The organism is Kocuria sp. CPCC 205261, from assembly GCF_040981025.1.
Taxonomy (GTDB): domain Bacteria; phylum Actinomycetota; class Actinomycetes; order Actinomycetales; family Micrococcaceae; genus Kocuria; species Kocuria marina.
In genome coordinates, this window is record NZ_JAVKPU010000001.1 from 198901 (window position 1) to 224882 (window position 25982).

The 25982-nt window shown below is 69.7% G+C and carries 26 protein-coding genes, 1 tRNA gene and 1 pseudogene; 15 read left to right on the forward strand and 13 right to left on the reverse strand.

The genetic code is table 11. The features are described from left to right. Positions 1 to 15: 15 nt before the first annotated feature. Both xseA and RF646_RS00905 read left to right on the forward strand, forming a co-directional pair. Positions 16 to 1308, forward strand: coding sequence for an exodeoxyribonuclease VII large subunit (xseA, locus tag RF646_RS00900; protein WP_368834969.1), 1293 nt, complete (start codon positions 16 to 18; stop codon positions 1306 to 1308). Between the two features lie 136 nt (positions 1309 to 1444). Then, positions 1445 to 1666 carry an exodeoxyribonuclease VII small subunit gene (locus tag RF646_RS00905; RefSeq protein ID WP_231885648.1) on the forward strand — a complete coding sequence of 74 codons (222 nt, stop codon included), beginning with the start codon at positions 1445 to 1447 and terminating at the stop codon, positions 1664 to 1666. Positions 1667 to 1783: 117 nt separating this feature from the next. On the opposite strand, the gene RF646_RS00910 is transcribed toward RF646_RS00905, so the two are convergent. From RF646_RS00910 to RF646_RS00920, 3 genes are all read right to left on the reverse strand, one after another. Next, on the reverse strand, positions 1784 to 3001 hold the full coding sequence (locus tag RF646_RS00910; protein ID WP_035965927.1) for a pyridoxal phosphate-dependent aminotransferase: 1218 nt from the start codon (positions 2999 to 3001) through the stop codon (positions 1784 to 1786). A 121-nt stretch (positions 3002 to 3122) separates the two neighbouring features. After that, positions 3123 to 4181, reverse strand: a complete 1059-nt coding sequence (locus RF646_RS00915) for a glycine betaine ABC transporter substrate-binding protein (RefSeq protein WP_368834970.1) — start codon at positions 4179 to 4181, stop codon at positions 3123 to 3125. Further along, positions 4178 to 4696: an NUDIX hydrolase gene (locus RF646_RS00920; RefSeq protein WP_368834971.1), complete on the reverse strand. Its 519-nt coding sequence runs from the start codon at positions 4694 to 4696 to the stop codon at positions 4178 to 4180. Before RF646_RS00920 ends, RF646_RS00915 begins: the two co-directional genes overlap by 4 nt. 120 nt (positions 4697 to 4816) lie before the next feature. On the opposite strand from RF646_RS00920, the gene corA reads away from it, so the two are divergent. Both corA and RF646_RS00930 read left to right on the forward strand, forming a co-directional pair. After that, positions 4817 to 5854: a magnesium/cobalt transporter CorA gene (corA, locus tag RF646_RS00925; RefSeq protein WP_368834972.1), complete on the forward strand. Its 1038-nt coding sequence runs from the start codon at positions 4817 to 4819 to the stop codon at positions 5852 to 5854. Positions 5855 to 6024: 170 nt separating this feature from the next. Next, complete coding sequence (locus RF646_RS00930; protein WP_144999168.1) at positions 6025 to 7101, forward strand: mechanosensitive ion channel family protein; 1077 nt, start codon at positions 6025 to 6027, stop codon at positions 7099 to 7101. A gap of 10 nt (positions 7102 to 7111) precedes the next feature. On the opposite strand, the gene RF646_RS00935 is transcribed toward RF646_RS00930, so the two are convergent. Further along, on the reverse strand, positions 7112 to 7879 hold the full coding sequence (locus RF646_RS00935; protein ID WP_368834973.1) for a LysR substrate-binding domain-containing protein: 768 nt from the start codon (positions 7877 to 7879) through the stop codon (positions 7112 to 7114). Between the two features lie 146 nt (positions 7880 to 8025). On the opposite strand from RF646_RS00935, the gene RF646_RS00940 reads away from it, so the two are divergent. From RF646_RS00940 to RF646_RS00965, 6 genes are all read left to right on the forward strand, one after another. Then, positions 8026 to 8098 (forward strand) — tRNA-Ala (locus RF646_RS00940). Between the two features lie 192 nt (positions 8099 to 8290). Continuing rightward, complete coding sequence (locus RF646_RS00945; protein WP_368834974.1) at positions 8291 to 8641, forward strand: DUF2200 domain-containing protein; 351 nt, start codon at positions 8291 to 8293, stop codon at positions 8639 to 8641. A gap of 27 nt (positions 8642 to 8668) precedes the next feature. Then, positions 8669 to 9310, forward strand: a complete 642-nt coding sequence (locus RF646_RS00950; RefSeq protein ID WP_368834975.1) for a pyroglutamyl-peptidase I — start codon at positions 8669 to 8671, stop codon at positions 9308 to 9310. A 386-nt stretch (positions 9311 to 9696) separates the two neighbouring features. Next, positions 9697 to 10125 (forward strand): ArsR/SmtB family transcription factor, encoded by a 429-nt coding sequence (locus RF646_RS00955; RefSeq protein ID WP_368834976.1) that lies wholly within the window; start codon positions 9697 to 9699, stop codon positions 10123 to 10125. Beyond that, the gene (locus RF646_RS00960; protein WP_368834977.1) at positions 10125 to 11057 is read left to right on the forward strand and encodes a cation diffusion facilitator family transporter; all 933 of its coding nucleotides are present in this window, start codon (positions 10125 to 10127) and stop codon (positions 11055 to 11057) included. Before RF646_RS00955 ends, RF646_RS00960 begins: the two co-directional genes overlap by 1 nt. 34 nt (positions 11058 to 11091) lie before the next feature. Continuing rightward, entirely contained in the window at positions 11092 to 12321 is a 1230-nt protein-coding gene (locus tag RF646_RS00965) for an amidohydrolase family protein (protein WP_368834978.1), read from the forward strand. A 79-nt stretch (positions 12322 to 12400) separates the two neighbouring features. On the opposite strand, the pseudogene RF646_RS00970 reads toward RF646_RS00965, so the two are convergent. The 5 genes and pseudogenes from RF646_RS00970 to RF646_RS00990 form a co-directional block, all read right to left on the reverse strand. Then, positions 12401 to 12565, reverse strand: a pseudogene (locus RF646_RS00970) (M20/M25/M40 family metallo-hydrolase); the annotation flags it as partial. 48 nt (positions 12566 to 12613) lie between these two features. After that, the gene (locus RF646_RS00975) at positions 12614 to 13156 is read right to left on the reverse strand and encodes a DUF3253 domain-containing protein (RefSeq protein ID WP_368834979.1); all 543 of its coding nucleotides are present in this window, start codon (positions 13154 to 13156) and stop codon (positions 12614 to 12616) included. Further along, on the reverse strand, positions 13153 to 14118 hold the full coding sequence (locus RF646_RS00980) for a WcbI family polysaccharide biosynthesis putative acetyltransferase (RefSeq protein WP_368834980.1): 966 nt from the start codon (positions 14116 to 14118) through the stop codon (positions 13153 to 13155). Before RF646_RS00980 ends, RF646_RS00975 begins: the two co-directional genes overlap by 4 nt. Further along, on the reverse strand, positions 14108 to 15331 hold the full coding sequence (locus RF646_RS00985; protein ID WP_368834981.1) for a glycosyltransferase family 2 protein: 1224 nt from the start codon (positions 15329 to 15331) through the stop codon (positions 14108 to 14110). The genes RF646_RS00980 and RF646_RS00985 overlap by 11 nt, the downstream gene beginning before the upstream one ends. Further along, positions 15328 to 16353: a hypothetical protein gene (locus RF646_RS00990; protein ID WP_368834982.1), complete on the reverse strand. Its 1026-nt coding sequence runs from the start codon at positions 16351 to 16353 to the stop codon at positions 15328 to 15330. The genes RF646_RS00985 and RF646_RS00990 overlap by 4 nt, the downstream gene beginning before the upstream one ends. A gap of 305 nt (positions 16354 to 16658) precedes the next feature. Here RF646_RS00990 and RF646_RS00995 point away from each other — a divergent pair, with 305 nt between their 5' ends. Further along, positions 16659 to 17279 (forward strand): TetR/AcrR family transcriptional regulator, encoded by a 621-nt coding sequence (locus tag RF646_RS00995; protein WP_368834983.1) that lies wholly within the window; start codon positions 16659 to 16661, stop codon positions 17277 to 17279. After that, complete coding sequence (locus RF646_RS01000; protein WP_368834984.1) at positions 17276 to 19054, forward strand: MDR family MFS transporter; 1779 nt, start codon at positions 17276 to 17278, stop codon at positions 19052 to 19054. Before RF646_RS00995 ends, RF646_RS01000 begins: the two co-directional genes overlap by 4 nt. Positions 19055 to 19241: 187 nt before the next feature. Here the strand turns inward: RF646_RS01000 and RF646_RS01005 are convergent, their stop codons facing one another. The 4 genes from RF646_RS01005 to galU all read right to left on the reverse strand — a co-directional run bounded on the left by RF646_RS01005 (position 19242) and on the right by galU (position 23874). After that, entirely contained in the window at positions 19242 to 21182 is a 1941-nt protein-coding gene (locus RF646_RS01005) for a CHAD domain-containing protein (protein WP_368834985.1), read from the reverse strand. Positions 21183 to 21262: 80 nt separating this feature from the next. Further along, entirely contained in the window at positions 21263 to 21961 is a 699-nt protein-coding gene (locus RF646_RS01010) for a hypothetical protein (protein WP_085106444.1), read from the reverse strand. A gap of 346 nt (positions 21962 to 22307) precedes the next feature. Further along, a complete protein-coding gene (locus tag RF646_RS01015) occupies positions 22308 to 22952 on the reverse strand; it encodes a GNAT family N-acetyltransferase (RefSeq protein ID WP_085106443.1) in 645 nt (214 codons plus the stop codon). Positions 22953 to 22965: 13 nt separating this feature from the next. Beyond that, complete coding sequence (galU, locus tag RF646_RS01020) at positions 22966 to 23874, reverse strand: UTP--glucose-1-phosphate uridylyltransferase GalU (RefSeq protein ID WP_368834986.1); 909 nt, start codon at positions 23872 to 23874, stop codon at positions 22966 to 22968. Positions 23875 to 23996: 122 nt separating this feature from the next. Here galU and RF646_RS01025 point away from each other — a divergent pair, with 122 nt between their 5' ends. From RF646_RS01025 to cpaB, 3 genes are all read left to right on the forward strand, one after another. Next, positions 23997 to 24635, forward strand: a complete 639-nt coding sequence (locus RF646_RS01025; protein WP_368834987.1) for a 5-formyltetrahydrofolate cyclo-ligase — start codon at positions 23997 to 23999, stop codon at positions 24633 to 24635. Between the two features lie 68 nt (positions 24636 to 24703). Next, a complete protein-coding gene (locus RF646_RS01030) occupies positions 24704 to 25057 on the forward strand; it encodes an FmdB family zinc ribbon protein (protein WP_368834988.1) in 354 nt (117 codons plus the stop codon). A 222-nt stretch (positions 25058 to 25279) separates the two neighbouring features. After that, complete coding sequence (cpaB, locus tag RF646_RS01035; RefSeq protein WP_144998372.1) at positions 25280 to 25954, forward strand: Flp pilus assembly protein CpaB; 675 nt, start codon at positions 25280 to 25282, stop codon at positions 25952 to 25954. Positions 25955 to 25982: the final 28 nt, after the last annotated feature.

Consider the following 25982-nt stretch of genomic DNA (forward strand, 5'->3'; position numbering starts at 1 on the left):
TGATACTTATGTCCCATGAGTACGTGGCCCCCGAGCGAAGACACCGGCGCACCGGAACGCCCCGCCGAGACGCCCCGGTTGGCGCGGGACACCACACCGGAGAATCCGTGGCCGCTCAGCAAGCTGTCGTACGGGCTGCATGGGTGGATCGAACGCGCACCTGCGGCCTGGGTCGAGGGTCAGGTGATCGAGGTCAACCACCGCGCCCGCGTCTCCTACGTGACGCTGCGCGACCTCCACGACGAGGTCTCGGTCAGCGTCACCATGTTCAAGGCGGAGATGTCCCGGTTGGAGCGCCCCCTCGAACGGGGCTCCCGGGTGATCGTTAACCTCAAGGCGGATCTGTACGTCAAGACCGGGCGGCTGTCCATGATCGGGCGGGACATCCGCCCCGTGGGTCTGGGGGACCTCCTGGAACGCCTCGAACGATTGCGGCGAGCGCTCGCGGAAGAGGGTCTGTTCGATCCCGCCCACAAGAAACCCGTCCCGGTGCTGCCCCACCGGGTCGGGTTGATCACCGGGCGCAATTCCGATGCCGAGAAGGACGTGGTGCGCAACGCCACCAACCGGTGGCCGGGTGTGCAATTCGAGATCCGCGAGGTTCCGGTCCAGGGAGCCGGTTCGGCGCGCGCCGTGGTCCAAGCCCTCGTGGAACTCGACGCCATGGATGCCGTGGACGTGATCGTGATCGCCCGCGGCGGGGGCGCGTTCGAGGACCTGTTGTCGTTCAGCGACGAATCCGTGCTGCGCGCGGTGTTCGCCGCCCACACGCCGGTCGTCAGCGCGATCGGTCACGAGAACGACCAACCGCTGCTGGATTACGTCGCGGACCTGCGCGCCTCCACCCCCACGGACGCGGGCAAACGCATCGTCCCGGACGTGCACGAGGAACGCCATCGCATTGCCCAGGCGCGCGGGGCCCTGGACCGTGCCGTGGCCACCATGATCGAGCGCGAACACCAGGGGCTCGAGACCATGCGGTCCCGGCCCTCCCTGGCCCAGCCGGACTCCATGATCCTGGTCCGTGAGGAGGACCTGGATCGCTGGCGTTCGCGCGCGTGGTCCGCGGTGAACGCCCAGACCGTGCGAGCGCAGGACACGGTGGCCCAGATGCGCGCCCGCGTGCGTGCTCTGTCCCCGCAGCAGACATTGGAGCGCGGTTACGCGGTCGTGCAGACCTCGGACGGTTCGGTCCTCACCGATGCACGCGACGTCTCCGAGGGGCAGGACCTCACCGTGCGCCTGGCCGCCGGGGAACTCGGGGTGAATGTCACCTCCCGCACCAACCGCCAGCCCGGGGACCACTGAACCCCGCCCTTCGATCTCCTCGACCCCACCGGAAGGACACACCGTGGCACAGCAGAACAGCAGCGAGCAGCCCAGCACCGGACAGGACGATTCCCGCCTCGGCGGCTCGGCCGGAACCCGCCCCGATCTCTCGGACGTGGACGGTCTGAGCTACGAGCAGGCCCGCGAGCAGCTCGTGGAGACCGTGGCCCGGCTCGAAGCGGGCGGCACCACCCTGGAGGAGTCCCTCCACCTGTGGGAACGGGGCGAGGCCCTGGCCACCCGCTGCGAGCAGTGGCTCGACGGCGCCCGCGAACGCCTCGACGCCGCCCGCGCCCGGCGCGAGGAGAACCGGGAGCAGGCGGCGTCGGAGGACTGACGCGCCGTCGGCGGACGGACGCAGTGGAGTCCGGTCACCAGTAAACCCCTGGAGCGGCCCGGCCACGTCACCCCGTGGTGAGACGTCGCCCGGACCGCGGTCAGGGTCAGGAACCGGCTACTGGTGGTACCCGGAGAGGAACTCGCCGAGTCGATCAAGCGCGGTGTCCAGCATGTCCACCGCGGGCAGCGTGACCAGGCGGAAGTGGTCCGGCTTGCCCCAGTTGAACGCGGTGCCGTGGCTGAGCAGGATCTTCTGTTCCTTGAGCAGGTCCAGGGCGAAGCGCTCGTCGTCCACGATCCCGAACTTCTCCACGTCCAGCTTGGGGAAGAGGTAGAGCGCACCGCGGGCCTGCTCGCACGTGACGCCGTCGATCTCGTTGAGCTTGCGGTGGGCAATGTCCCGCTGGGCCTTGAGCCGCCCGCCGGGGAGGATGAGGTCGTTGATCGACTGGTATCCACCCAGCGCCGTCTGGATCGCGTGCTGTGCGGGCACGTTCGCGCACATGCGCATGTTGGCGAGCAGCTTGATGCCCTCCAGGTAGGACTCCGCGCGCCAGTTCGGCCCGGTGATCGCGAGCCACCCGGAGCGGTAGCCGGCCACCCGGTACGCCTTGGACAGGCCCGAGAACGTCAGGCACAGCACGTCCTCGCCCGTGAGGCTCGCGGTGTTGATCATCTCGGCGTCGTCGTAGGTGATCTTCTCGTAGATCTCGTCCGAGAACAGGATGAGCTCGTGTTCCTTGGCCAGGTCCACGATCTTCTGCAGGGTCTCGCGTGAGTAGACCGCACCCGTGGGGTTGTTGGGGTTGATGATCACGATGCCCTTGGTGCGCGAGGTGATCTTGGATTCCATGTCCTCGAGGTCCGGGTTCCACCCGTTCTCCTCGTCGCACGTGTAATGCACGGGCGTGCCGCCGGACAGCGCCACCGACGCCGTCCACAGGGGGTAGTCCGGTGAGGGGATGAGGATCTCGTCGCCCGGATTGCACAGTGCCTGCAGGGTCATGGTGATCAGCTCGGAGACACCGTTGCCCAGGTAGACGTCGTCTGTGTCCAGGTTCATGATCCCGCGCGTCTGGTAGTACTGCACCACCGCGGTGCGCGCGGAGTAGATGCCCCGGGAGTCCGAGTAGCCCTGCGCGTTCGGCAGGTTCTTGATCATGTCCACCAGGATGGCGTCCGGTGCCTCGAAGCCGAAGGGTGCGGGGTTGCCGATGTTCAGGCGCAGGATGCGCTGACCCGCGGCCTCCATCTTCTCCGCCTGCTCGAGCACGGGCCCGCGGATGTCGTAGAGGACGTTCTTCAGTTTGTCCGACTGTTTCACCTTAGCCATGGGGTCACCATACTCGGCGCCCCCATCCCGATTCGGTCGGCACGCGGCGGTGCTCCGCGGCTCAAGGGCCCACGACGTCGCTCGCTGCCTCCCGTCGCACGTCAGCACTTCTCGGATCACGTCAGCGCGGCTGCTCGCGCAGGAACGTCGCCGTCTGTTCGGGGCTCATCGCGGGATCGGACCCGCCCGCGAGCCGGGTGATGGTCGTCAGGTCCTCCGACGTGAGATCTGCCGAGACCGCGTTCGCCGAGGCCACCGCCCGGTCGTCCATGCCCTCGGAGCTGAGCACCACCGCGCGCTCCGGGCGGAACAGTCGGTTCGGGTCGTCCAGTTCCACGAGCCCGTCGTCGTCGATCGCGGGTTCGGAGGAACGCAGCACCGCGGCCTGCACCTCGTGGCTCAGCAGAGCATTCACGAGCTCACCGGTGGTAGCGAACTCCGGCACGGCCTTGGGCGCGCAGTCGTAATAGGCCTTCAGCCCGCGCTCTCCCTGGGCGCTGTCCGCGTAGCCCCGGGCCATCCCCACGGCCATCTCGGGGCAGTGCTCCCCGATCGTGTTCAGGCCCCCCAGGTTGTACTGCGCGTTCGTCGCGGCCGTGACCACCACGCGGTCCGTACGTTGCGCGGACGACGAATCGAGCACGGTCAGCCCGCGCGGCAGTGCCCCGGGCAGGGCGCGGTACACGTCGTCGTCGGACGGCCCGGTCTCCCCCGTGATGCCGAGCAACTGCCCGAGCGAGTCCAGCAGCCCGCGCGGGGTGTCCGTGTCCGGGGCGGGGGAACGCGTGGACGAGGGGTTCGCACTCGGTTGCGGCGAGGCAGGCCGCTCGTTCTGCCGCGTGTACACGTACAAATCACCGGTGAAGTCGGGGACCATGGTCGCGCGGCCGGCCTGCAGTGCGTCCACGATCTGTTCGCGTGTGGTCCCCACGTCCACCACGCTCGCGGTGATCCCGTCCGCGGCCAGCCGCTGTTGGTACAGGTGCGCCAGCACGCGGGTCTGCAGGTCCACACCGGTCGCGATCTTCACGGTGGACTCCCCCGTGGCGTTCGACGACGCCGCCTGGCTCGCCGTCTCCGTGTCCGGCCCGCCGGTCCCGCCGCCCGCGCCGCACGCGCTCAGCAGGAGGGCGCCGCTCGCGAGCGCGGCGACGGCGCGCAGCCGCACCCCGTGGCTCACCAGTCCTGGCCGGGCTCGGTGGCCACGTCCTGCTCGGGGATGTCCTCGGGTGGGGTGTCCGGGTCCGCGACGGCGCTCGTGAGCCCGGCGAGTCGCAGGCCCTGGTCCACGAGGTCCAGGCGCTTGAGGGAGTCGATGCGTGCGATCGGGAACCACGCGGCGTCGTCGGACGAACCATTCTGCTCGACCGCCAGCTCACCGCCCGTGACGTGGGCGGTGTACAGGACGCGGCACGCGTGATTGCCACGGGGCTGACCGTCCAGGCGCTGCTCGGGGGTCATCCAGTAGCTGTGCACGCCCACCAGGCCATCCGATTCCACGTGGAAACCGGTCTCCTCGAAGACCTCCCGGATCATGGTCTGCTCCGGTTGCTCCCCCGGTTCCATGCCGCCGCCGGGAAGGGTCCACGCGCCGTCGAACCCCGGGTGACGGGGGTTCCAGTGCGTCAACAGCACGTGCTCGTCGCGGGTGATCAGGGCATAGGCGCCCACGCGGGAATCGAACGGCTTGCTCATGAGCGCCAGTCTACTGACGCGTTCCGGGTGACCCCTGACAGCGGACCGGTTTCCCCGGGGCGGTGCGGGCACGGCAGGGTGCGGTCGGTGCGGCGCGCGGGCGGGGCCCATAATGTCCGGGTGAGCATCGTGGAGAACGCCATTTACCGCAACGGGCGCAGGGTCGAGTCGCCCCGGTCCCTCGAGGAGACGTACGACCTGCTGCAGCGGATGCTGGAGCATCCCGGGGAGCCCTCCGCGTCCGAGAGCGGGGACACGGTCGTGGCGTGGATCGGGCTGTACCGGCCCGATCCGGACGAGACCCGCTCGCTCGCCGAGCACTTCCACCTGCACGAGCTCGCCGTCGAAGACACCGTCCAGGCGCACCAGCGCCCCAAGATGGAACGCTACGGCGAGACGCTGTTCACCGTGATCCGCCCGGCGGTCTACCAGGACGCGACCGAGACCGTGGAGATCGGTGAGATCCACATCTTCACCGGACCCCATTTCGTGATCACCATCCGCCACTCCGAGTCCAGCGGCGTGGGGCGGGTGCGCAAGCGGGTCGAGGAGGACCGGGAGCTATTGTGCTTCGGTCCGGACGGCGTGCTGTACGCGTTGCTGGACCAGATCGTGGACGACTACTTCCCCGTGCTCGGCGGTCTCGAGAACGACATCGACGAGATCGAGGACGCGTTGTTCGCCGGGCAGCCGAACGTCTCGCAGCGGATCTATGAGCTCGCCCGGGAGATCAACGACTTCCACCGCGGGGTGGCCCCACTCAGCAACGTGATGCAGCGTTACTTCACGGGCTTCACCAAGTACGGTACGCACGAGGAACTGCAGCACCGGTTGCGGGACGTGCTGGATCACGTGATCCAGGTCAGCGGGAAGCTCGAATCCATGCGGGCCTCGCTCACCGATGCCATGAGCGTGGATTCCACCCTCACCACGGCGCGGCAGAACGAGGCCGCCATGCAGCAGAACGAACAGATGAAGAAGATCTCCTCGTGGGCGGCGATCCTCTTCGCGCCGTCCATCGTGGGCTCGATCTACGGCATGAACTTCACCCACATGCCCGAGCTCGACTGGCGCCTGGGCTACCCCATGTCCCTGGGCCTCATGCTGCTCGTGGCCGTGGTGCTCTACGCGGTGTTCAAGGTCAAGAACTGGCTGTGAGGCGCGCAGCACGTCGGTTCGCTGGGGCGCGGACGGGCCGCACGGTGGGACGGTCCGGGGGCGACGTCGGCGGGTGACGTCCGCGGGCGACGTCGTCCGGCGGCCCTCTCGGAGGCCGCTCCCGCTCCGCGTTGAGCGGGCACGCATCCCGGGCCATTACCCTGGCGGGGATGGACAACTGGGAATTCTGGCTCGACAAACCGTTCCGCGTGGTGCTCGTGTTGCTGGGCGCCGTGGTGGTCTCCGCGCTCGTGCGCCTGCTGATCCGCAAGATCACCCGGGGGATTGCACGCGGCACCCAATCGCGGATCATCAAGCGCTTCGACCACGGCCAGGCCCGCTGGGTGCAGGACGCGGGGCTGGCATCCGAACGCCAAAGCCTGCGGGCCAGGACCATCGGGGCGGTGCTCTCGTCCGTGTCCACCGTGGTGGTGTGGGCGATCGCGATCCTCATGATCATCTCGGAACTCGGGTACAACATCGGGCCGGTGCTCGCCTCCGCGGGCATCGCGGGCGTGGCGCTGTCCTTCGGTGCGCAGTCCCTGGTCAAGGACTACCTCTCCGGGATCTTCATGGTCGCGGAGGACCAATTGGGCATCGGTGACTCCGTGGATCTCGGTGAGGCCGTGGGCACCGTGGAGAACGTGGGGTTGCGCGTGACCCAGGTCCGGGACGTGAAGGGCACCCTGTGGCACGTGCGCAATGGCGAGATCCTGCGCGTAGGCAATCAGTCCCAGGGCTGGGCCCGCTGTGTCCTGGACATCCCCGTGCCCTACGACACCAACATCGACCTGATCGCGGACATGATCGAACACGAAGCCCGGCTCGTGCGTGACGATCCGGACGTGGGTCCCAGCATCGTCGCGGACCCCGAGGTGTGGGGTGTGGAGAACATCTCGGGTGAGAGCATCACGATCCGGTTGGCCGTCAAGACCGCTCCCCTCGAGCAGTGGGACGTGGCCCGCGTGATGCGGGTGCGGATCAAAAAAATGCTCGACCGGGACGGGCTGCGCATCCCGCTGACCAACCAGGTCACGGTGCGCACGGGGGCCGAGCCCGAGACACAGGGAGAAGCACCCACCACGTCCTTCCCCGTGCCGCGTGTGCCTACGACCGGCAAGCTGCGCACCACCCCGGTGCGCCCCGAACCCGTGGACGTGGACAGCCACACCCCGGACGGCCGCACCCCCAGCCGCGACGAGTCCGGCGAGGGAACCACGTCCGCGGAACGCCGCGGGGACGGCTGAGCGCGGGCCGTCAGCTCCGCTTCCGGCGGACTCCCCCACCCTGGGAAGGCCGCCCGCGTCCCGGCTTCGCTGCGCTACGCTTCCCCGCCGATGACGCCGCTCGCCTGTCCCTGTCACGGGCCCCATCCTTGGTGCGGCCGCCGTCTCGCGGCGCTTCCCTGCCGCTGGACTCCTTACGGCCACGCACGATCCCCACGAACCGCTGCACCGTGTCCTCACCCTCGTCATCCAGGCCGCGGGGCCACACGAGGACCACGGGAACGGTGGGGGCGTCCGTGAGTTCTCTCAAGGTCACGTCCTTGCGGGCATGCAGGCGCGCCACGGACATCGGCAGCACCACGGGGCCCACGCCGGCGGCGGCGAGTTCGACGGCCATGGCGGCGTCGTCGATGTCGGCGTGCGCTTGCGGGGTGGACTCCTCGGTGAGCTGCGCCAGGGTGAGGGAGTCGAGGACGGTCAGGAGGTCGTCGGTGCTCAGCACCGCCACCTGCAGCTCGTCATAGAGGTGCACCGCGTTGTGGGTGACCCGCAGGTCCTCGAGCGAGGGATCCCCCGGCGCCCAGCCGAGCCGGACGAAGCACGCGGTGACGGCGGCGTCGTGGAGCGCCGAGCGCCATTCCGCGGCCGGGACCAGGACGTCCCGCAGCTCGGGGCGCATCCTGCGCTCGCGCCACCGGCCGAACCACTTGCCGGGCATGACACCGGGGACGTACCCCACGGTGAACGCGCCCGGCTCCGCGGGCTCAGAGGGGGGTGTCGGGGTGTCCGCTACGGTCATGCTCCCACCCTAAGTGCACCCGTGCGTGCGCCATGTCCGGGCCTGTCCGAGCTGGGCGTGCAGGCCCATCCGGGCGATACGTACGGCTTCGTGGCGCGCGGATGTGCGAAAACCGGCGCGGAGGGCTAGAGTGTTCCCTGTTGTTCGGGGCTTTAGCTCAGTTGGTAGAGCGTTTCGTTCGCAATGAAAAGGTCAGGGGTTCGATTCCCCTAAGCTCCACATTTTTCTCAGATCCCGTGTCCGGAAGGGCGCGGGATCTTTGCTGTCCGCGCTCCCGATCGATGGAGTCGGGAGCGCGGCCGCCGGATCGTCGCGAACATCTGTGCCCCGTGAAGACATGCGATTCGCCAAGGACATGTTTTTTCGGGACACACGTGCATCGCCACCCATTGCCCCCGGCAGAAGGGCCCCATGCCCCAGCACCGCAGCTACACGACGAGCGTCGCCAGCGTGTACCCGCACTACGTGACCAAGGCGGGGAAGAAGAACCGCACCAAGGACGAGGTGGACCAGATCATCTGCTGGCTCACCGGATACTCCCCCGAGCAGCTGCGGAGCCAGCTCGACAACGACGTCGATTTCCAGACCTCCTTCACCGACGCCCCTGCCACGGACAGCAACCGCTCCCTCATCACAGGTGCGGTCTGCGGCGTGCGCGTCGAGGAGGTCGAGGAACCCCTCCTGCGGGAGATCCGCTACCTGGACAAGCTCGTCGACGAGCTCGCCCAGGGCATGGCCGTGGAGAAGATCCTCCGAGGCTGACCCGCCGCGCGGGGATACTGTGAGCCCATGAAGATCCTCGTGACCGGCTTCGAGCCCTTCGGTGGAGAGACGGAGAACGCGAGCGGCGTCGCCGTCGACATGCTCCGCGAGGTCGCGCCGAGCGACGGCGTATGCATCGCCACGGCGATCCTCCCCGTCAGGTGGTCCGGCGCGGGTCCCGCGCTGCTGCGGGCCGTCGAGGAACACCGGCCCGACGCCGTCGTGGCCGTGGGTGAAGCGGGCGGCCGAACGGCCGTCACCCCTGAGCGGTGGGCCAGGAACCTGGGGCACGGGCGCATCCCGGACAACGACGGCGGGGTCCGCGACGCCGCTCCCCTCGCCGAGGGTCCCGAGCGCCTCGAGTCCCGCATTGACCCTTCCGCGCTCGCCCATGCCGTCCAGGACACGGGCATCCCGGCCGAGGTCTCCGACGACGCAGGCGCTTTCCTGTGCAACGCCGTCTTCTGGACCGCGCTGCACCGCACGGATCTGCCCGCTGCGTTCATCCACGTACCCGCGGTCAGGTCGAGAGGATCAGCGGGGATCGGTGCCGAGACCGACCCGGATCACACCCCCGCGGATTCAGCGCTGAGTTTCGATGACCTCGCACACGCGCTGGCGGCCGCCGTCCACGCCGTCGCCCTCGAGTCAGGATCGCAGTCGGCCTGAACAGCCCCGGTAGGCCGGATCCACGCCACGGCCCCGAAAGGAGCTCAGCATGGTTTCCACATCACGTCCCGCAGCCACCGCGTTCCTTGTGTCCGGCCTTTTCCTTTTGACCTCGTGCAACGGCGACCGGACGTCCGAGCCGACCCGAGCGAAACGGCGGCGGCGTCGTCGTTGGGTGAGCCCCGGACCGTGACCGAAAACTTGGACGCGCCGTGGCCCGTTGCCTTCCACGGGGGCACTCCCCTGGTCAGCAAGCGCGACTCAGCCAGGATTCTGGAGCTCGACGACGCCGGGCAGGATCGCGGGGTGGGCGTCGTTCGCGGCGGCCAGGGCGACACATCGTCCCACGCTTTCCCGCATGCGGTGTGCAGCGATATCATCGCTCCATGGCGATTGAAGTGAGTGAGCTCCCCACGCTGGATGCACGAGCCACCGCCGCGTACGCGCACCTGTTCCAGGCCCTGAGTGAACCGACCCGGCTGGCCGTGGTGCAGCACCTGGCCTCGGGGGAACACCGGGTCCGGGACCTCGTGGAGCACATGGGCCTGGCCCAGTCCACGGTGAGCAAGCACCTGAGCTTCCTCGTGGAGTGCCACCTGATCCAGGCACGGCCGGAGGGGCGCGCCACGTGGTACTCGCTCACCCGCCCCCATGAACTCGCGGCCCTGATCGCAGCCGCGGAACGCATCCTGCACGCCACCGGCACCGACGCGGTGCTGTGCGCTCACTTGCGTCATCCCCCGCAGGGACCCGCCACCGGGACCGCTGCAGTGCGGGGCGGGGTGGCGTCGTCGTCGGGACGGGAGGCCGAGTAATGGGCGCCGGACACGTACACGGGCACACGCACCCGGGAGCCGCGGGCCATCGGGGGCGACTGCGGGTGGCCTTCGGGCTGACCGCGGGGATGGTCGTGGCCCAGGCGGTGGGGGCGGTGATCACGGGGAGCTTGGCCCTGCTGACCGACACCGTCCACGCCTTGACGGATGCGATCGGGCTGCTCGTGGCGCTCGTCGCGGCGCACCTGATGACGCGCCCGGCCAGTTCCAAGCACACGTGGGGCTTCCGGCGCGTGGAGGTGATCGCGGCCCTCGGCCAGGCCACCCTCCTGCTGGGCGTGGGGATCTTCGCCGCTGTGGAGGGTGTCCGGCGGCTCGTGGAACCGCGCGAGGTACCGCCCGCGGAGCTGCTGGTCTTCGGCGCCGTGGGGTTGGCGTGCAACGTGGTGGCCATCCTGGTGCTGTCCTCGAGCCGGGAGAGCAACTTCAACATGCGTGCCGCGTTCCTGGAGGTCGTCAACGACGCCCTGGGCTCGCTGGGCGTGATCGTGGCCGCCGTGGTGATCGCGACCACCGGGTTCCAGCGCGCGGACACCGTGGCGGCACTGTTCATCGCCGCGCTCATCCTCCCCCGCGCCGTGCGGATCATGCGCGAGACCGCAGCGGTGCTCATGGAGTTCACGCCGCGCGGCCTGGATCTGGACCTGTTCCGCGAGCACATCATGGCCCTGCACCACGTGGTGGACGTGCACGACGTTCACGCCTCCACGGTCGCCACGGGCCTTCCCACCATCAGCGCGCACGTGGTCGTGGAGGACGAGTGCTTCCAGGATGGGCATGCGGCAGACTTGCTCCGGGACGTGAAGACGTGTGTCGCGGAACACTTCGATGTGTCGGTACACCACTCCACGTTCCAGATCGAAACGGCGGACATTCGCGATTCGGAATCCCACGAGGTTTTGCACGCCTGACTCCGCCGCAACGCCCACACCCCGGGAGGACACCATGAGGGAACCCACCAGCACGCTGTTCACGGACGTCGTCGTCTTCGACGGCACGGACTTCCACTCCGGGACCAGGGACGTCCTGGTGCGCGAGGGACGCATCGAGCGGGTGGCCTCGCACGGTGAGATCCAGGCCTCGCAGGACACGCGCACGGTGAACGGCTCGGGACACACGCTCACCCCGGGGTTCATCGACTGCCACGTACACCTGACCGTGAGCAACGCGGGGTCCCTCGCGGGTTTCGCGGAACCGTTCTCCACGCAGTTCTACCGCTCGGTGGACAACATGCGCCGCACGCTCGACGCCGGTGTGACCACCGTGCGCGATGCCGGCGGTGCGGACGCCGGCCTCAAACATTCCCTGGCCACCGGGCTGGTCCGCGGACCACGCGTGAAACTCTCGGTGAGCATCATGTCCCAGACCGGGGGCCACGGGGACAGCTGGTTGCTCTCGGGTGCGTGCTCACCCATGCTCGCGCCGCACACCGGCCGCCCCGACGGCGTGGCCGACGGTCCCGACGGCGTGCGGCGCAAGGCCCGCGAGATCCTGCGGGCCGGTGCAGACCAGATCAAGATCTGCTCCACGGGCGGTGTGTTGTCCCCCGACGACGATCCGCAGCACTCGCAGTTCGGCCCGGACGAGATCGAGGTCATCGTGACCGAGGCCCGCGCACAGGGTGCCTACGTGATGTCCCACGCCCAGGGTGCCCCCGGGATCAAGAACGCCCTGCGCGCCGGAGCACGATCCGTGGAACACGGGATCTTCCTGGACGACGAGGCCATCGAGCTGCTCCTGGAGAACGACGCCTTCCTGGTCCCCACGCTGCAGGCCCCGCTCGCGGTGATCACGGCCCACGAGGCGGGCGTGCCCATGCCCCCGGGCGTGGTCGAGAAGGCCCGCCGCGTGGCGCAAGCCCACAGCGCGTCCGTGGCCAAGGCCCACGACGCTGGCGTGAAGATCGCCATGGGCACGGATGCGGGCGTGGGCGCCCACGGCGAGAACCTCGAGGAGATCGAGCTCATGGCGGCCAACGGGATGTCCACGGCTCACGCGTTGCGTGCCGCGACATCCACGGCCGCGCAGCTCATCGGGGAACCGTGCCTGGGCAACCTCGAGCGTGGCGCCACGGCGGATCTGGTCCTACTCCAGGGTGATCTCCACCGCGAGGGCGTCACGCAACTGCGCGGCCGGGTCCGCGGGGTGTGGCAGGCCGGGGAACGGGTACGCTGAGCGGGGCGTACCGCCCCGGCCCCCGGCCGGAACATCAGGCGCGCGCCAGACGCTCCCACGCGAGTTCGGCGAGGGCCGCGAGCATGGGCGCCGCTCCGCCGGGTCCCTCCTCGCCGGGCCGGACCATGAACACGACGTGGCCCGCCAGGTCGTCCCGGCGAGCGCTCAGCAGTGTGGCCGCGCCCACGAGACCAGCGGTGTGCAGGTCGTGGCCGCACGCGTGCATGTTCCCGTTAGTGATGTCGCGTCGTCCAGGAACGTCACGCGACCTCCTCGGTCCGGGCGAGCGGTTTCAGTCCCCGTCCGCGGGCATCCCCGTGAGTTCTGGTCCCGGCGCGAGCCGGACCGGGCCACGGGCTGTGGTGATGTCCACTGTCTCACCTTTTTGCTGCACCGTGATCTCCCCCACGTCCGCCAGTTCCCGGGCCACCGCCCGCACCCCGGGCATGTCGTCCCGCCATTCTTCCCCGCCCAGGGTCCGGGCGACGTCGGACGGGCAGATCGTCGTGCCCCCTCGGTGCCGCAGCAGCGCACGGATCGTGGCCGCACGCCGTTCCCGCAGCCCGGACTCCGAGGGGGTCTCCCACCACGGGTCACCTCGCTCCCCCAGCGCGACCTTCGCGTCCTGGACCCGCTCGCGCGCGTGTTCGTCCTTGGACTTCACGGCTCGCCGGGCGCTCATGAGTTCGCGGACGAGTTCCTCCCGGAACTTCTCGGGGATGCACGGGTCCGTGGCGCGCCATGTGCGCCCGTTGACCACGATGTGGTGCCCGTCCGCAGTGCGTTCGGGGCCCGACGACGCCGCGGTCGCCGCGTCTTTCTTTTCCGGGCTCATCGGCGCAGCCCCCCGTCCAGTCCCAGGCGGGAGATGAGCTGCTCGTGGCGCACCAGTCCGGCCGTGACCACGGAGGGGTTCTGGGCGTACCAGCGCAGGTGTTCGGCCGCGATGTCCTGTTCCGGGATGTGTTCCCCGTGGATGATCCAGTCGTCGTGCGGACCCCCGATCAAGTCGTCGGGATCGTGACCGAGGACTTCGAGCGTGCTGGCGTAGATCGGTGCGCGGATCCCGCCCAGCAGCACCCGCCTGGGATCGGGGACGGTCGCGCTGAGGCCGGCCTCCGCCAGGATCGCCGCAGCGACCTCCGTGAGCACCCCGTTACCCGGGTGATTGATCACGTGCACGGCATTGGGGCCGGCGGCATCCAGGATCGAGGCGGCATCGAGGGCATGGTGCGCGTCCTGCCGCACTCGCAGCTGTCGCAGCGACTCTTCCCGTGCCGCCCACACTGCCTCCGGGGTCGGGCGGGTCAGCTCCACCGTGGACTCACCCCGGGCCGCGGCGGTCAGCACCCGCAGGTCGTGGTACGGGGCCACGGGAGGGTCCCCCACGCCTGGGGCCCGCACGATCGCGAGCGTGGGCATGAGCGCGGTCCAGCGCATCACCGGGATGCGCACGATCCGGGCGTCGTCGGCCAAGCGCGGGAGGACGTCGTTGTTGCCCAGGGGCAGGCCGCGGTATCCGGCCGCCACGGGCTGGGTCACGAACAGCGAGAGCCGCGGCAGCAGGGTATGCAAGTGGGGCAGGTCCTGCTCGGTCAACTCGTGCACGGGCGGCAGGCGCACCCCGTGCCACTCACCGGCCAGGGCGCCGTGGAGCAGGACGCGCAGGGACTCGGCCTGACAGTTGCCGTACACCGCGAACAGCGGGACGTCGGGGAGCCCGTTGAGCCCGTAGAAGTCCCCGTAGTGCACCCGGCGGCCCGCGATGTGTGCGTCGTTCGTCGGTTCAGTGGTCATGTCCCACCCTGTCCTCGAGTCGTCGTGCGGTGTCCGCGGCGTGGACCGGAACCTGCGGATCGTCCGGGTCCACGCGCACCGGATTCGATTCTGCCCGGTTCACGGCACGCACGGAACGCACCGTGAGTAGCCCCGGCACATGAGTCTCCCCGCGCTCGCTCCACCGACGCAGGGGTACGTCCAGTGTGAGGGGCGCGTGGACATCGGCGAGGACCACGGCCCGGTCGAGCACGTTCTGCGGTGGTGCACCGATCCGGATCCGGGGGTCCTCGGCGAGCGCGTCCGGGACCTCCGCGCGGTCCACGAACCACACCCCGGCATCCGTGTCGCGCAGGACGTGGGCGGCGGTGAGGTAGGCCTCGGCGGCGTCGTCGTGCCCGTGCACTTGCACGACCGCCCACGGTTGGGCGAACGCGACGCCCGACCCGCGCGTGCTGCGCAGTGGGATCCGCCGGGCGAGGGCGAGGGTTTCGGCGTCCTTGACCGCGCGCGTGGCACTGCGGCCGGCGAAGTCGGGACCGTCGTGCCACGCCCCGGCCCCCGGTACGTGGGTGAAGCGCGCCCCCGCTTGCCAGCAGCAGTACGCCAGGTCCCAGTCCTCGCCGCCGTAGCCCACGAGGGTCTCGTCGAAGCCACCGCAGCGCTCGAAGAGTGCGCGGTCCATTGCGAGCAGCGCGCTGATCACGAGCCGGAAGTCCTCGGTCCCCGCGTCCGCCAGATCCGCCGTGCGGGCGTAGCCGTCCGCGAGCCACACGGGATCCTGCAGCCGACGTGCGCCGGGGACGTCCTCGCCCGCGACCCAGCGCAGCACGGCGGGCACGTCGAGGCCGTCGAGCGCCGCGTGATGGCGAGCGCCCACCGCGAGCGCGCCGTGGCCGTCATCCGCACGGGTGAGCCCGGTGAGCATCGCGGAGACGAACCCCGGCTCGGGGATCATGTCCCCGTCCAGGAACACGAGCACATCACCCCGCGCAGTGCGCGCCCCGAGATTGCGCGCCGCCCCCGCGCGGAAGCCCCGGTCCTCCTGGCGCACCACGGTGCACGTGAACGGGACGGGCGGGATCGCGGGGGCCTCTGCGGAGCCGTCGTCGGCGACCACAACCTCCAACTCTTCTGCCGGGTGGTCCTGCTGCGCCAATGCGGCGAGCAGGCGGTCCAGGCCGCGCTGGTTCTCGAAGTACGGGACGATGACGCTCATCGACGGCGCGCTCACAGCGCACCTCGCCGAGGTGTGAGTCGATCCCCCGTGATCCGCTCCCATTGCATTGCGGCGGCAGCAGCCGTGCCGGGGACCTGAGTCACATCCCACGCGGCGGGATCGATCCACGTGGCGGCGGGATCCTCCAGTGCGCGAGCAAGCGCCGTCGGGAGGTCATCGGTGAGCGTAAGCGCCCATGGGGCCCGCGCCGCGAGTTCCTCGAAGAACGGGTGGGGCGTCACGAGGGGTTTGCGTCCGCTCGCGATCCACCGGCCCACCGATCCGGAGGCCGAGACGTGGGACGGTGCGACCACCGGGACCGTAACCTCTTGCGCGGCGCGGGTCAGGGCGGCGTCGGGCAGGAATCCCGTGGCGCTGAACGAGTGCCCGAGTGCGCGGGCCGCGGCGTCCAGGGCCGGGACGAGGTCGTCGTGACCGTCCGAGGGGCGGCCCAGTGCCACGACGTCAACCGGGGTACGCACACCTTCGAGGGCCGCGACCACACGGTCGTGGCCCTTGCCCGGATACAGGAAGCCGAGCATCGCCACGCTCGGAGTGCCGTTCGCCGGATGACGTCGCGCGGCCGCCCACTCCCACGGCTCCGGCGGATCGATGGGCAGCGGGTCCACGAAAACGGCGGTGACATCGGCTGCGACGAACCGCTCGAGCTGGCGACGTTCCGACGCGCTGCTCACGATCACGGTGCGCGCGAGGTCCGCGACGCGCGCATAGGCGGCACGTCGCGCCTCGAAGGCGTGGCCGTCCGAGGGCTGGGGAATGTCGTGCAGGGTCACCGAGACGGGCCGGACCCGAGCCAACCGGGCGATCGTGTCCGCGGCGGCCGCGGCGGAATCGCCGAACACGCGGTCGGTGAAGTGCAGGTGCACGGGGGCGTCGTCGCGGAGCAGGTCGGGCAGGAGTTCGTCGACCGTGCCGGACACCGATCGGGCTTCCGGGGTGTGCCGCGCGAGTGCCTCGGCATGCATGCGGACACCGTGCTGGGCCGGGCCCACACAGGCGAGGAGGGGAACTGTCACCGCCCCACTGTATCGACCCGGCCATCCATCCGGCCCCCAACATCTGTGTCCCGGAACAACACGTGGATTCGAGAATCCGTGCATTTTCGGGCCCCAGGTGTTGTGCAGTCCGGCTGCCGTGGCGGCCAGGAGCGGGCGGATGGGTAGGGACCGGGTGCGTCCGAGAGGGCCCGGGTGGGCATCGCATGCGTCTTAAAGGACCCGGGTTGGCTGCCGGTCACACCCCGCACGTCGTGACGGAACTCACTTCACCCGTGCACACGTTGCACTTGTGCAACTTTGCACTCGTGCATAGGATTTTCGTCGTGCCTGAATCCCATCCCTCCCTGCGTGAACGCCACCGTGTTCGCACCCTCGCGGAGATCCATCGCGCCGCGCTGGAGCTCGCGACGTCGGGGAATTACGCCGACACCGCCGTGGAAGCCATTGCCGAACGTGCCGGGGTCTCCCGCAGGACGTTCTTCAACTACTACTCGTCCAAGGAGGACGCGATGCTGGGGCTCACCCCGCCGCGACTGTCCGAGGCCGCTCGCGAGCGCTACACGGATCCTGACGCCGGGGACGAGTTCGCTCGCACCGTGCGCCTGTTCGTAGACGTCCTCCGGGACGCCACAGGACCCCCGGAACTGGCCACGCGCCGTCGTGAACTGGTGTGCGCCCACCCCGACCTCAAACGGCGCATCGGGATGCACATCACCGCGGTGGAGAACCTCGTGGTCTCCACCGTCACCGAACACTCCGCGCGCGACACCCCTCCCCGCTCGGAGGAGACGACCCACGCGTTCGTCCTGCTGGCCGGCTCGGTCATCAAGTTCGTGTTCCGTACCAACACGCATCTGGCCACCACACCCGACGACGCCGCCATCCAGCGCGCGCTCGACCACGCCATCGGCGTCTTCCGCACCGCTCTCAAGGAGATCTCATGACCGCCACCGCCACCCGGGCTGCGTCCAGCCCTCCTGTGGACGAGAAACCACCCCACCTCGGACTGCTGTTCGCGAGCCTCATGGTCGTCATGCTGCTCGCGTCCCTCAGCCAGACCATCCTCTCCACCGCCCTGCCCACCATCGTGGGAGACCTGGGCGGTGTGGACCACATGAGCTGGGTCATCACCGGCTTCATCCTGGCTTCCACCGTGATGATGCCGGTCTACGGCCGCATCTCCGATCTCCTCGGCCGCAAGCCCGTGCTGATCGCGGCCATCGTGCTGTTCATCGCGGGCTCCGCCCTGGGTGCGGCGGCCGGGACCATGAGCTGGCTCATCACCGCCCGCGTGGTGCAGGGCCTGGGCGGCGGTGGTCTGATGATCCTCGCCCAGACCTCCATCGCGGACGTGGTCCCCGCCCGTGAGCGCGGCAAGTACATGGGCGTGATGGGCGCCGTGTTCGCCGTGTCCTCGGTGGCCGGGCCGCTGCTGGGCGGCTGGATCACGGAGGGTCCCGGCTGGCGCTGGGCGTTCTCCTTCAACATCCCGCTCGGCATCCTGGCCATCATCGCGGTGGCCGTGTTCCTCAAGCTGCCCCGGCGGCCCCGCGAGGAGCGCGAACGCATCGACTATTTGGGCATGATCCTGCTGGCCGGTGCCACCACGTGCCTGATCCTGGTGTGCACGTGGGGCGGGACCCAGTACGACTGGAACTCCCCGCAGATCCTGCTGCTGTGCGCCACCACCCTGGCCGGGGCCATCGCTTTCGTGATCGCCGAGACCCGCGCGAGCAGCCCCGTGATCCCCCTGTCCCTGTTCAAGGACCGCAACTTCACCCTGACCACCGTGTCCGGGCTCGCGGTGGGCGTGGCCATGTTCGGCGCGATCGGCTACATGCCCACCTACATCCAGATGGTCAAGGGCGTGGACGCCACCCAGGCCGGTCTGCTCATGACCCCCATGATGGCGTCCCTGCTGATCACCTCGATCGTCTCGGGCCAGATCGTCTCCCGCACGGGCCGGTACAAGCTGTTCCCCCTGGTGGGCATGGTGATCATGGGCATCGGCCTGTGGCTGCTGTCCACCCTGGAGGTCTCGGACTCCACCGTGCGGATGTGCGTGTTCCTCGCCGTGTTCGGCGCGGGCATCGGGCTGAGCATGCAGATCCTGGTGCTCATCGTGCAGAACTCGGTGCCCAACCGGATCGTGGGCACCGCCACCGCCTCCAGCAACTTCTTCCGCCAGGTGGGAGCCACCGTGGGCTCCGCCGTGGTGGGCTCGCTGTTCATCTCCCGGCTGAAGGACCTGCTGGCGGAGAACCTGCCCAAGATCCCGGGCAAGTCCGCCGGGGCGATGGACGCCAACTCCTTCACCCCGCAGAGCGTGCACGGGCTGCCGGCCATGTTCCGCGACCCGGTGATCCAGTCCTACAACGACGCCCTGCTGCCCATCTTCCTGTTCATGATCCCGCTCGCGGTGCTCGCGTTCGTGCTGCTGCTGTTCGTGGAGGAGAAGCCCCTGGCCACCCGCGTGGACCTGAGCACGGGCGAGATCTCCACCGTCGAGGCCACCGCCACCGAGTCGCAGGCGGCAGTGGGCGCCTCGGACCGCCCCGCAGAATCCCCTCGTCAGCCGGGAACCGTAACGGACAGTGCCGCCTCTGAGTCCCCACGAACCCGGGAGACCTCGCAGGCGTCGGCAGCCACGCAGACCGCGGCCCGCCCGCCGCGCAGAGGCCGACGCGGTGGCCGCCCGGCGCCGCGCCACCGGGCCTGAAAGAGCGCTCCGGGATCCGAGTGATGCACGCCGTTCGCACCCCGGGATCAGCCGCTCCGCGTTGACCGGGCGGGCGCTGAGGCGAGACGGCCCCGCCACGAATGCAGTGCCCAACATCACGGGCCCGCAACCGCGCGACAGCACCGCCCCGCCCCTGGGATCCACCCCAGGGGCGGGGCGGTGCTCGTCAGTCCTCCGGCGGCAGTACCTCGCACAGGTCCTCCACCAGATCCTCGAGGATCTCCGGCGCCTCAAGCATCCCGTCCCGCAGGTCGGACAACTCCATCCCGTGCAGCAGGCCCACCGCGTAGCGGTCCTTGCCCGTGCGCTGGAAGGACCGGCCGGCCCGGGCCAACCACTCCTCCATGACGGCGGCGTCCGTGATCACGCCCAGATCGTCCTGGTAGTCCTTGGCCACCGCGGCCGCACGGACCCGCTTCTTGCCCGCCTTGGCGTGGGCGTGCCCCAGTGCCTCGGACACGTACCGCGCGGACTTGGCGGCCTTGCGGGTCTCGTGGACCACGTCGAACGCCGCGGCGGTCTGCATTGCGTCCAGACCCGGGAGGGTGATGCGTCGACCCACTTCGGCAGCCATGTCGCTGACGTCGGTCGCGACATCGGCGTCCGGGACCTTGGCGTTGGCGGAGACGAGCACACGGTTCAACGCGGCACCCAGCACGGTCTTGGCGAAGTCCTTGGCCGAAAGTTGCGCCGCGTCCTCGGTGATGTCCTGGCCCACCGCGAGCGCTCGCAGGTCCCGCACGAGTTGCAGGTAGGCGGCACCGTCGAGTTCCCGGCGCACGGTGCGGCCCGCCACCACGCCGAGCTGGTCGGCCGCGGCACGCAGTTCCTGCTTGGCCTGTTCCGTCACCACGCCGGAGGGCTGGGCCTCGAGCAACACGTCGAGTCGCTGACGGGCGACCTCTTGATCGCGGGCATCACCCAGGACCCTGGCAACACCCTTGAGGCGCTGTTCAAGATCCGCGACGACGTCCTCGGTCACGAACCCACGCGCGGCCTGCAGTACGGCCCGCAACGCCCGCGAGCGCACCCGCAACTGGTGCACCGAGTCCGGGGCGTCGATCCGCACGGCGAAGTCCCACCGCTGCAGCTCCCCGGTCAGGCGGGCGAGCATCGCCGCGAGAACGTCCGCTCCGGTCGGCTCGGACTTCGTTTCGGGCTCCGGCTCCGCAGCAGCGGGGGCCTGCGAGTCCTTGTCCGAGGACTTCCCTGATTTCTTCTTCGACTTCTTCCCGGTCTTCTCGGCCTTGGCCTTCTTGCCCGGCTTCTTGCCGGAGCCCTTGTCCGTCTCCGCATCGCCCGTCATCTCGGACTTCGTGGCCGAACCCCGCTCCGATTCCGCCGACGCCTTCGCGGCATCTGTTTCGCTCACACCACCGTCCGAGGACGTGGCGTCATCGGTGCCGGAACTGGCGTGGTCCGGGAGGGCGGCGTCGTCGGAGGCACCGGCCTCTGCGGCGTGCTCCGGGGCGACGACCCGCACCGAGTCGCCACCGTCCTGGCCCAGGGCGCGGGCGATCTTCGCGACCGAGGACGACGGCGCCGCCCCCGCCGCGTACAGCACGGACTCCACGGCCTCGAACACCGTGCGCGCCTGCTTCTGGGTGAGGTCGTCGCGCGTGAGCTCGACCTCGCACTCGGACCATTCCCGCGTGACCCGGCCGCGCTCGTCGCGCGCGCTGACCGCGTCCAGGCACAGCTCCGCGTACTGACCGTCCTCCCCGAGCACCGGGTACACCGTGCGGTGGGTGTTGATGGTCGCGACCGGGGTGAGCTCCTCGCCCAGGGTCAGGCCGGTAAGGACCTTGCGCAGCGCGGCGGGGATCCGCTGCGCCGAGGTCTTCAGCGGCTCGTAGTGCAGTTCCCCGCGCACCTGCCCAGCCTGGTACTTGACGTGCCAGCCGTCGTCGCTGCCGCCCGTACGACGCCGCACGGCCACCTTCGCGTGCGCGAGCGCGAGATCGGCGGTGTCGTAGTACGTGGCGCTCATCTCGTGCTCCACGGGATCACCCACGGTGAAGTTCTTGAGCTTGTGCAGCTTGAGCCTGGGGGTGCGCTGCCCCGCAACATCGTACTTGCGTTCGATCTCGACCTGTTGGGTGACCATGGTGCTCCCTGTGTGGAACGCGCCGCGGCCCTGGTCGGGTGCCGCGGCGCGTTGCTGTCAACGAATGTTCTGCAGAGCTCTCAGGCCCGACGTCGCTTCAACACGTCGTCGAGGTTCAGCGCCGCAGGCTCCTGCTCGCCGGCGCGCATGGCTTCCTTGAGGGACGTTGAACGGGCTGCCGGGCGCTCGGGCACGCGGAGGGGTTCCGGCTCGCTGCGCTCGACCACGGGCGCTTGCGTGTAGAGCGGCTTGGGCACCGGGACCGGCTGCCACGTGGTGGCGCTCGACGCGGCCGGTGCCGCACTGCGGGCTACCTTGAGGGCCTCGGCGCGCAACTCAGCGACGGTGTAGACGGGTTCCGCGGGACGTTCGGCGGTTCCGGTGGCGGGCTGTTCACCGTCCACGGGCAGATCCAGGGACGCGTGCAGCTCGCGGTCGTGCTGAGCGGCTTCCTGGCGGTCCTCGTCCTCGTTGTCGAAGATCGCGTACTGCACGGGGGCGACGTCCGCGGTGACGGGACGGGCGGCGGCGCGCTGTTCACGGTCGGTGACGGCGAGGTAGCGCAGACCGGCCACGCACCCGGCGCCCAGCAGGAACAGGACCACGGGTACGGCCCAGGACACGGCGGTCAGCGGTGCGGCGAGAGCGCTCACCACGGCGGCCAGGAGCAGCAACACCCCGGTGAGGAAGATGATGGTGCGGTCCCACTTGATCCGCAGCCCCGCCAGGGAACCGCGCTGGACTGTGGTCGCGCCCGGCGCGGGTGCCGTTGTCTCCATGGCTTTCGTCTCCCGTTCGTGGACGTGTGATGAGGCTACTGTGTGCACTGTAGTGGACTCCGCGCCCACGCGCTCCTGCCTGTGGATCACGGCACCGGTCTGCAGCTCTGGGGCCTCCACCTGGGCACGAACAGGAGCGTTCGTGCGCCGAGCCACGCGCGGTGCGAACCGCACGACACACAGCACGATGATAATGGCCAATACGGCCGAGCTGCTCACCCACGACAATCCCACCGTCTCAGCGTAGGACACCGCGCCGTGATCCCCCGCAACGCAAACGCGTGTTGCTCACATCAATGTAATTCGATGCAGTTATGACGCCGTCCGGAGCCTTTTCCCATGGCTGTCAGCGAGACGCGCGCCGGACGGTGATCCCCCGGTCCTCGCCCGTGAACCGACGAACGAGCCCCTCCGGGACCTCCTCCGCGGTGAGCGCAAAGCTTCGGTGGTCCGCCCAGTCACCCGCGATGTGCAGGAACCGCGGGCGCAGCCCCTCGTCCCGGAAACCCAGCTTCTCCACGACCCGCAGTGATTTGGCATTCTCCGGGCGGATGTTGATCTCCATCCGGTGCAACCGCAGGTGCTCGAAGCAGTAGTCGGTGGCCATGGCCACCGCCATGGGGGCGATCCCGCGCCCGGCTTGCGCGCCGTCCACCCAGTAGCCCAACGTCGCGGAGCGGAACGAACCCAGGGTGATGCCCGAGACGGTCAGTTGCCCCACGAGTTCGTGGCGCCGGGTCCCGGGGTCCTGCTCGGTGATCAGCCACGGCAGGGTCTGCCCTTCCCGCGCCTGCTTGGTCATGGAGCGCACGAAACCACGAAACGACGGCGCCGCGCCGTCCGCCTCGGGGTTGCTCGCTTCCCACGGTTCGAGCCACTGCTTGTTGCGGTAGCGCACCCGGTCCCATTCACCGCGGTCACTCATGGCCAGTGGGCGCAGCACGAGCTGCGCCCACTGAAGGGTGACCGGCCATTCTGCAGCCGTGTTCACGAAGGTGGGGACCTCAGCCTTCGAGGTCGCGGGCGTAGTCCTTGATCCAGGCGCGCAGGCCCGGACCGAGGTCCTCGCGTTCGCACGCGAGCTCGATGTTCGCCTTGAGGTAGGACAGCTTGTCCCCGGTGTCGAAGCGGCGGCCCTTGAAGACCACGCCGTACATGCCGTGGGCAGCATCCCCGCGGTCCGCGATGGTCTGCATAGCATCCGTAAGCTGGATCTCGTCACCGCGACCGGGGGCCGTGTTCTCGAGGATCTCGAAGATCTCCGGGTGCAGCACGTAGCGGCCGATGATCGCGAGGTTGGACGGGGCGTCCTCCGGCGCGGGCTTCTCCACGAGGCCGTTGACCTGGACGTAGTCCTCCCTCTCGACGGCGGTGACGTCCGCGCAGCCGTACGCGCTGATGTTCTCGCGGGGCACCTCCATGAGGGCCACCACGGAACCGCCGGTGCGCTCCTGCACGCGGATCATCCGGGCGAGCAGGTCTTCCTTCTCGTCGATCAGGTCGTCGCCCAGCAGCACCGCGAACGGGTCGTCGCCCACGTGGGTCTGGGCACGCAACACCGCGTGTCCCAGCCCCTTGGGGTCCTGTTGCCGCAGGTAGTGGATCTCGCCCAGGTCCGACGCGTGCTCGACCTCGGCCAACAGGGCCTTCTTACCGGACGCATCCAGTTGCGCCTCGAGCGCGGGGACGCGGTCGAAGTGGTCCTCGAGGGCGCGCTTGGAGCGGCCGGTGATCATGAGGACGTCGTCCAGGCCGGCGTCCACGGCTTCCTGCACCACGTACTGGATGGCCGGGCGGTCCACCACGGGCAGCATTTCCTTGGGCATGGCCTTGGTGGCGGGCAGGAATCGGGTGCCCAACCCCGCGGCGGGGATGACGGCCTTGTGTACGCGCTTGGTCTCTTCACGACTCATGGGATCAGGGTAAACGACCGCACACGGGCGCCCGCGTTCCAACGCCCGTGTGATACCGGGAATGCGAGAATTCTCGGGAAATGTACTCCCAACGGTGAACAGGGAAGGACGGTCGACGACGCATGGACCCCACGGCATCCCCCGCGGACGCATCCCCGGTCCCCGAGGACAAGGCGCGATTGCGCGCACGGATCCTGGCGCGGCGGCGTCGTCGTGGGGCGGCCGCACGGCACCGGGCGGAGACGGGGTTCGCGGAGCACCTGGCGCGCGTCCTCGCCGGGACCGGGACGGGTGCCCTGGCTGCGTTCCTGCCGCTGCCGGACGAGCCGCCCCTGCTGTCCGCGCTCACGCAGGCGCATCACCGCGGCCACCGGGTCTGGTTGCCCGTGGTGGAACCCCTGCGGCAGTTGAGCTGGGTGCAGTGGCACCCGGATGCCCCTCTGGTCCAGGGGGCGTTGCCCGGGCTGCTCGAACCCGCCGGGGAACGGCACGGGGCGGAGGTGTTCACGGCGGTGCGGGTGTTGCTCGTGCCGGTGGTCGCGGTGGACGAGGCCGGTGTGCGGCTGGGCTTCGGGGGCGGGTACTACGACCGGTTCCTGCCGCGCGTCACGGGGACCCAGCACCGGCTGGAGGCCATGGCCTGCTGCTACGCGGACGAGGTGCTGCCGGCGGGGACCGTCCCCCACGAAGCGCACGATGCCGTGCTCGGCAGCGTCCTCACGGAACGCGGCGTCGTGCCCCTGGGGCCCTCCGGGCAGTGATCGCAGCCGTGGACGGGCGAGTAGGATGTGAGGTCGGTAAACCACCCTCACCCCTCGAAGGAACACCCGTGCCCGTTTACGCCTATGCCTGCAAAGATTGCGGCCATGCTCTCGACATCCGTCAGTCCTTCTCCGACGACGCCCTGACGGTGTGCCCGGAATGCGGCGGTCGGTTGCGGAAGAAGTTCAACTCGGTGGGCGTGGTGTTCAAGGGTTCCGGTTTCTACCGCAACGACTCGCGCTCGGACTCCTCCTCGAGCGGGAGTTCCTCCGGCACCTCGGGATCGGCGGATGCCACCGCGACCCCGGCCGCGGACAAGGGCGCAGGCAAAGACTCCGGCACCGCTGCGTCCGCCACCTCCGGCAGCGGCACGAGCTCATCCTCCGCCTCGACCGCGAGCGGGTCGACCTCCGCGTCCTGAGTCGACGTCGCTCCCACGGTCACTTCCGCCGGGCCCGCTGCTGACCGGACCAGCGCGGCGTCCCTGCACGACGGGACCCGGGTCGACAGACCGGCGCATGCCTGATTCTCACCGCGGCGAGCGCACTGCACGGGTGAGTGTTCGGCGCTGAGCCCACCCCCGGTCTCCACCGATCCACCACGCCGCTCCGGGACGACGACGCCGCCCGCCTAGCGTCCGGGTATGCGCTCCCGATCCCGTCCGCACTATCCGCTGGCTTTGCGCGTCCGCACCGCGGTGCGGCGCCGCCACCGCCTCGTGGCCGCCGCGCTGTGTGCCCTGGCCCTGACGCTCGTGATCCTGCGACTCGCCCCGCCGAGCGCGCAGACTACACCCGTGGTCACGGCGGCCCGGGAGATCCCCGCGGGCCAGTCCCTTGCGCCTGGTGACCTCACGGTCGCAGAGTTCCCGTCCGCCCTCACCCCCGCGTCAGCCTTCAGCAGTCCCGACGACGCCGCGGGGCAGACCACCACGATCGCCCTGACCGCGGGGCAACCCGTGACACCGTCCACCGTGCTGGGCCCCGGGGTGCTCACGGGTCAGCCCCAGGGGACCACCGCTGCGACGGTGCGGGTGAGCGATCCCGCGGTGCTACGACATGTCCGACCGGGTGACGTGGTGGACGTGGTGCACCACACCGACGATGCCTCGAACGGGCGCGGTCGCACCGTGGCCCAATCGGTCACCGTGCTGTGGGCCGCGACCCCGCGCTCCCCCGACACCTCGTCCTTGCTCTCCGCGTCGGGCACCGACGGGGATGCCGGGCTCGTGGTCCTGGCGGCGTCCCGTGAGACCGCCGCGGAACTGGCCACGCTCGACGGGACGGGTCGGGTGTCCCTCGTCCTGGTGTCGTCGTGAGGGAACGCGGGATCATGCAAAACCCTGC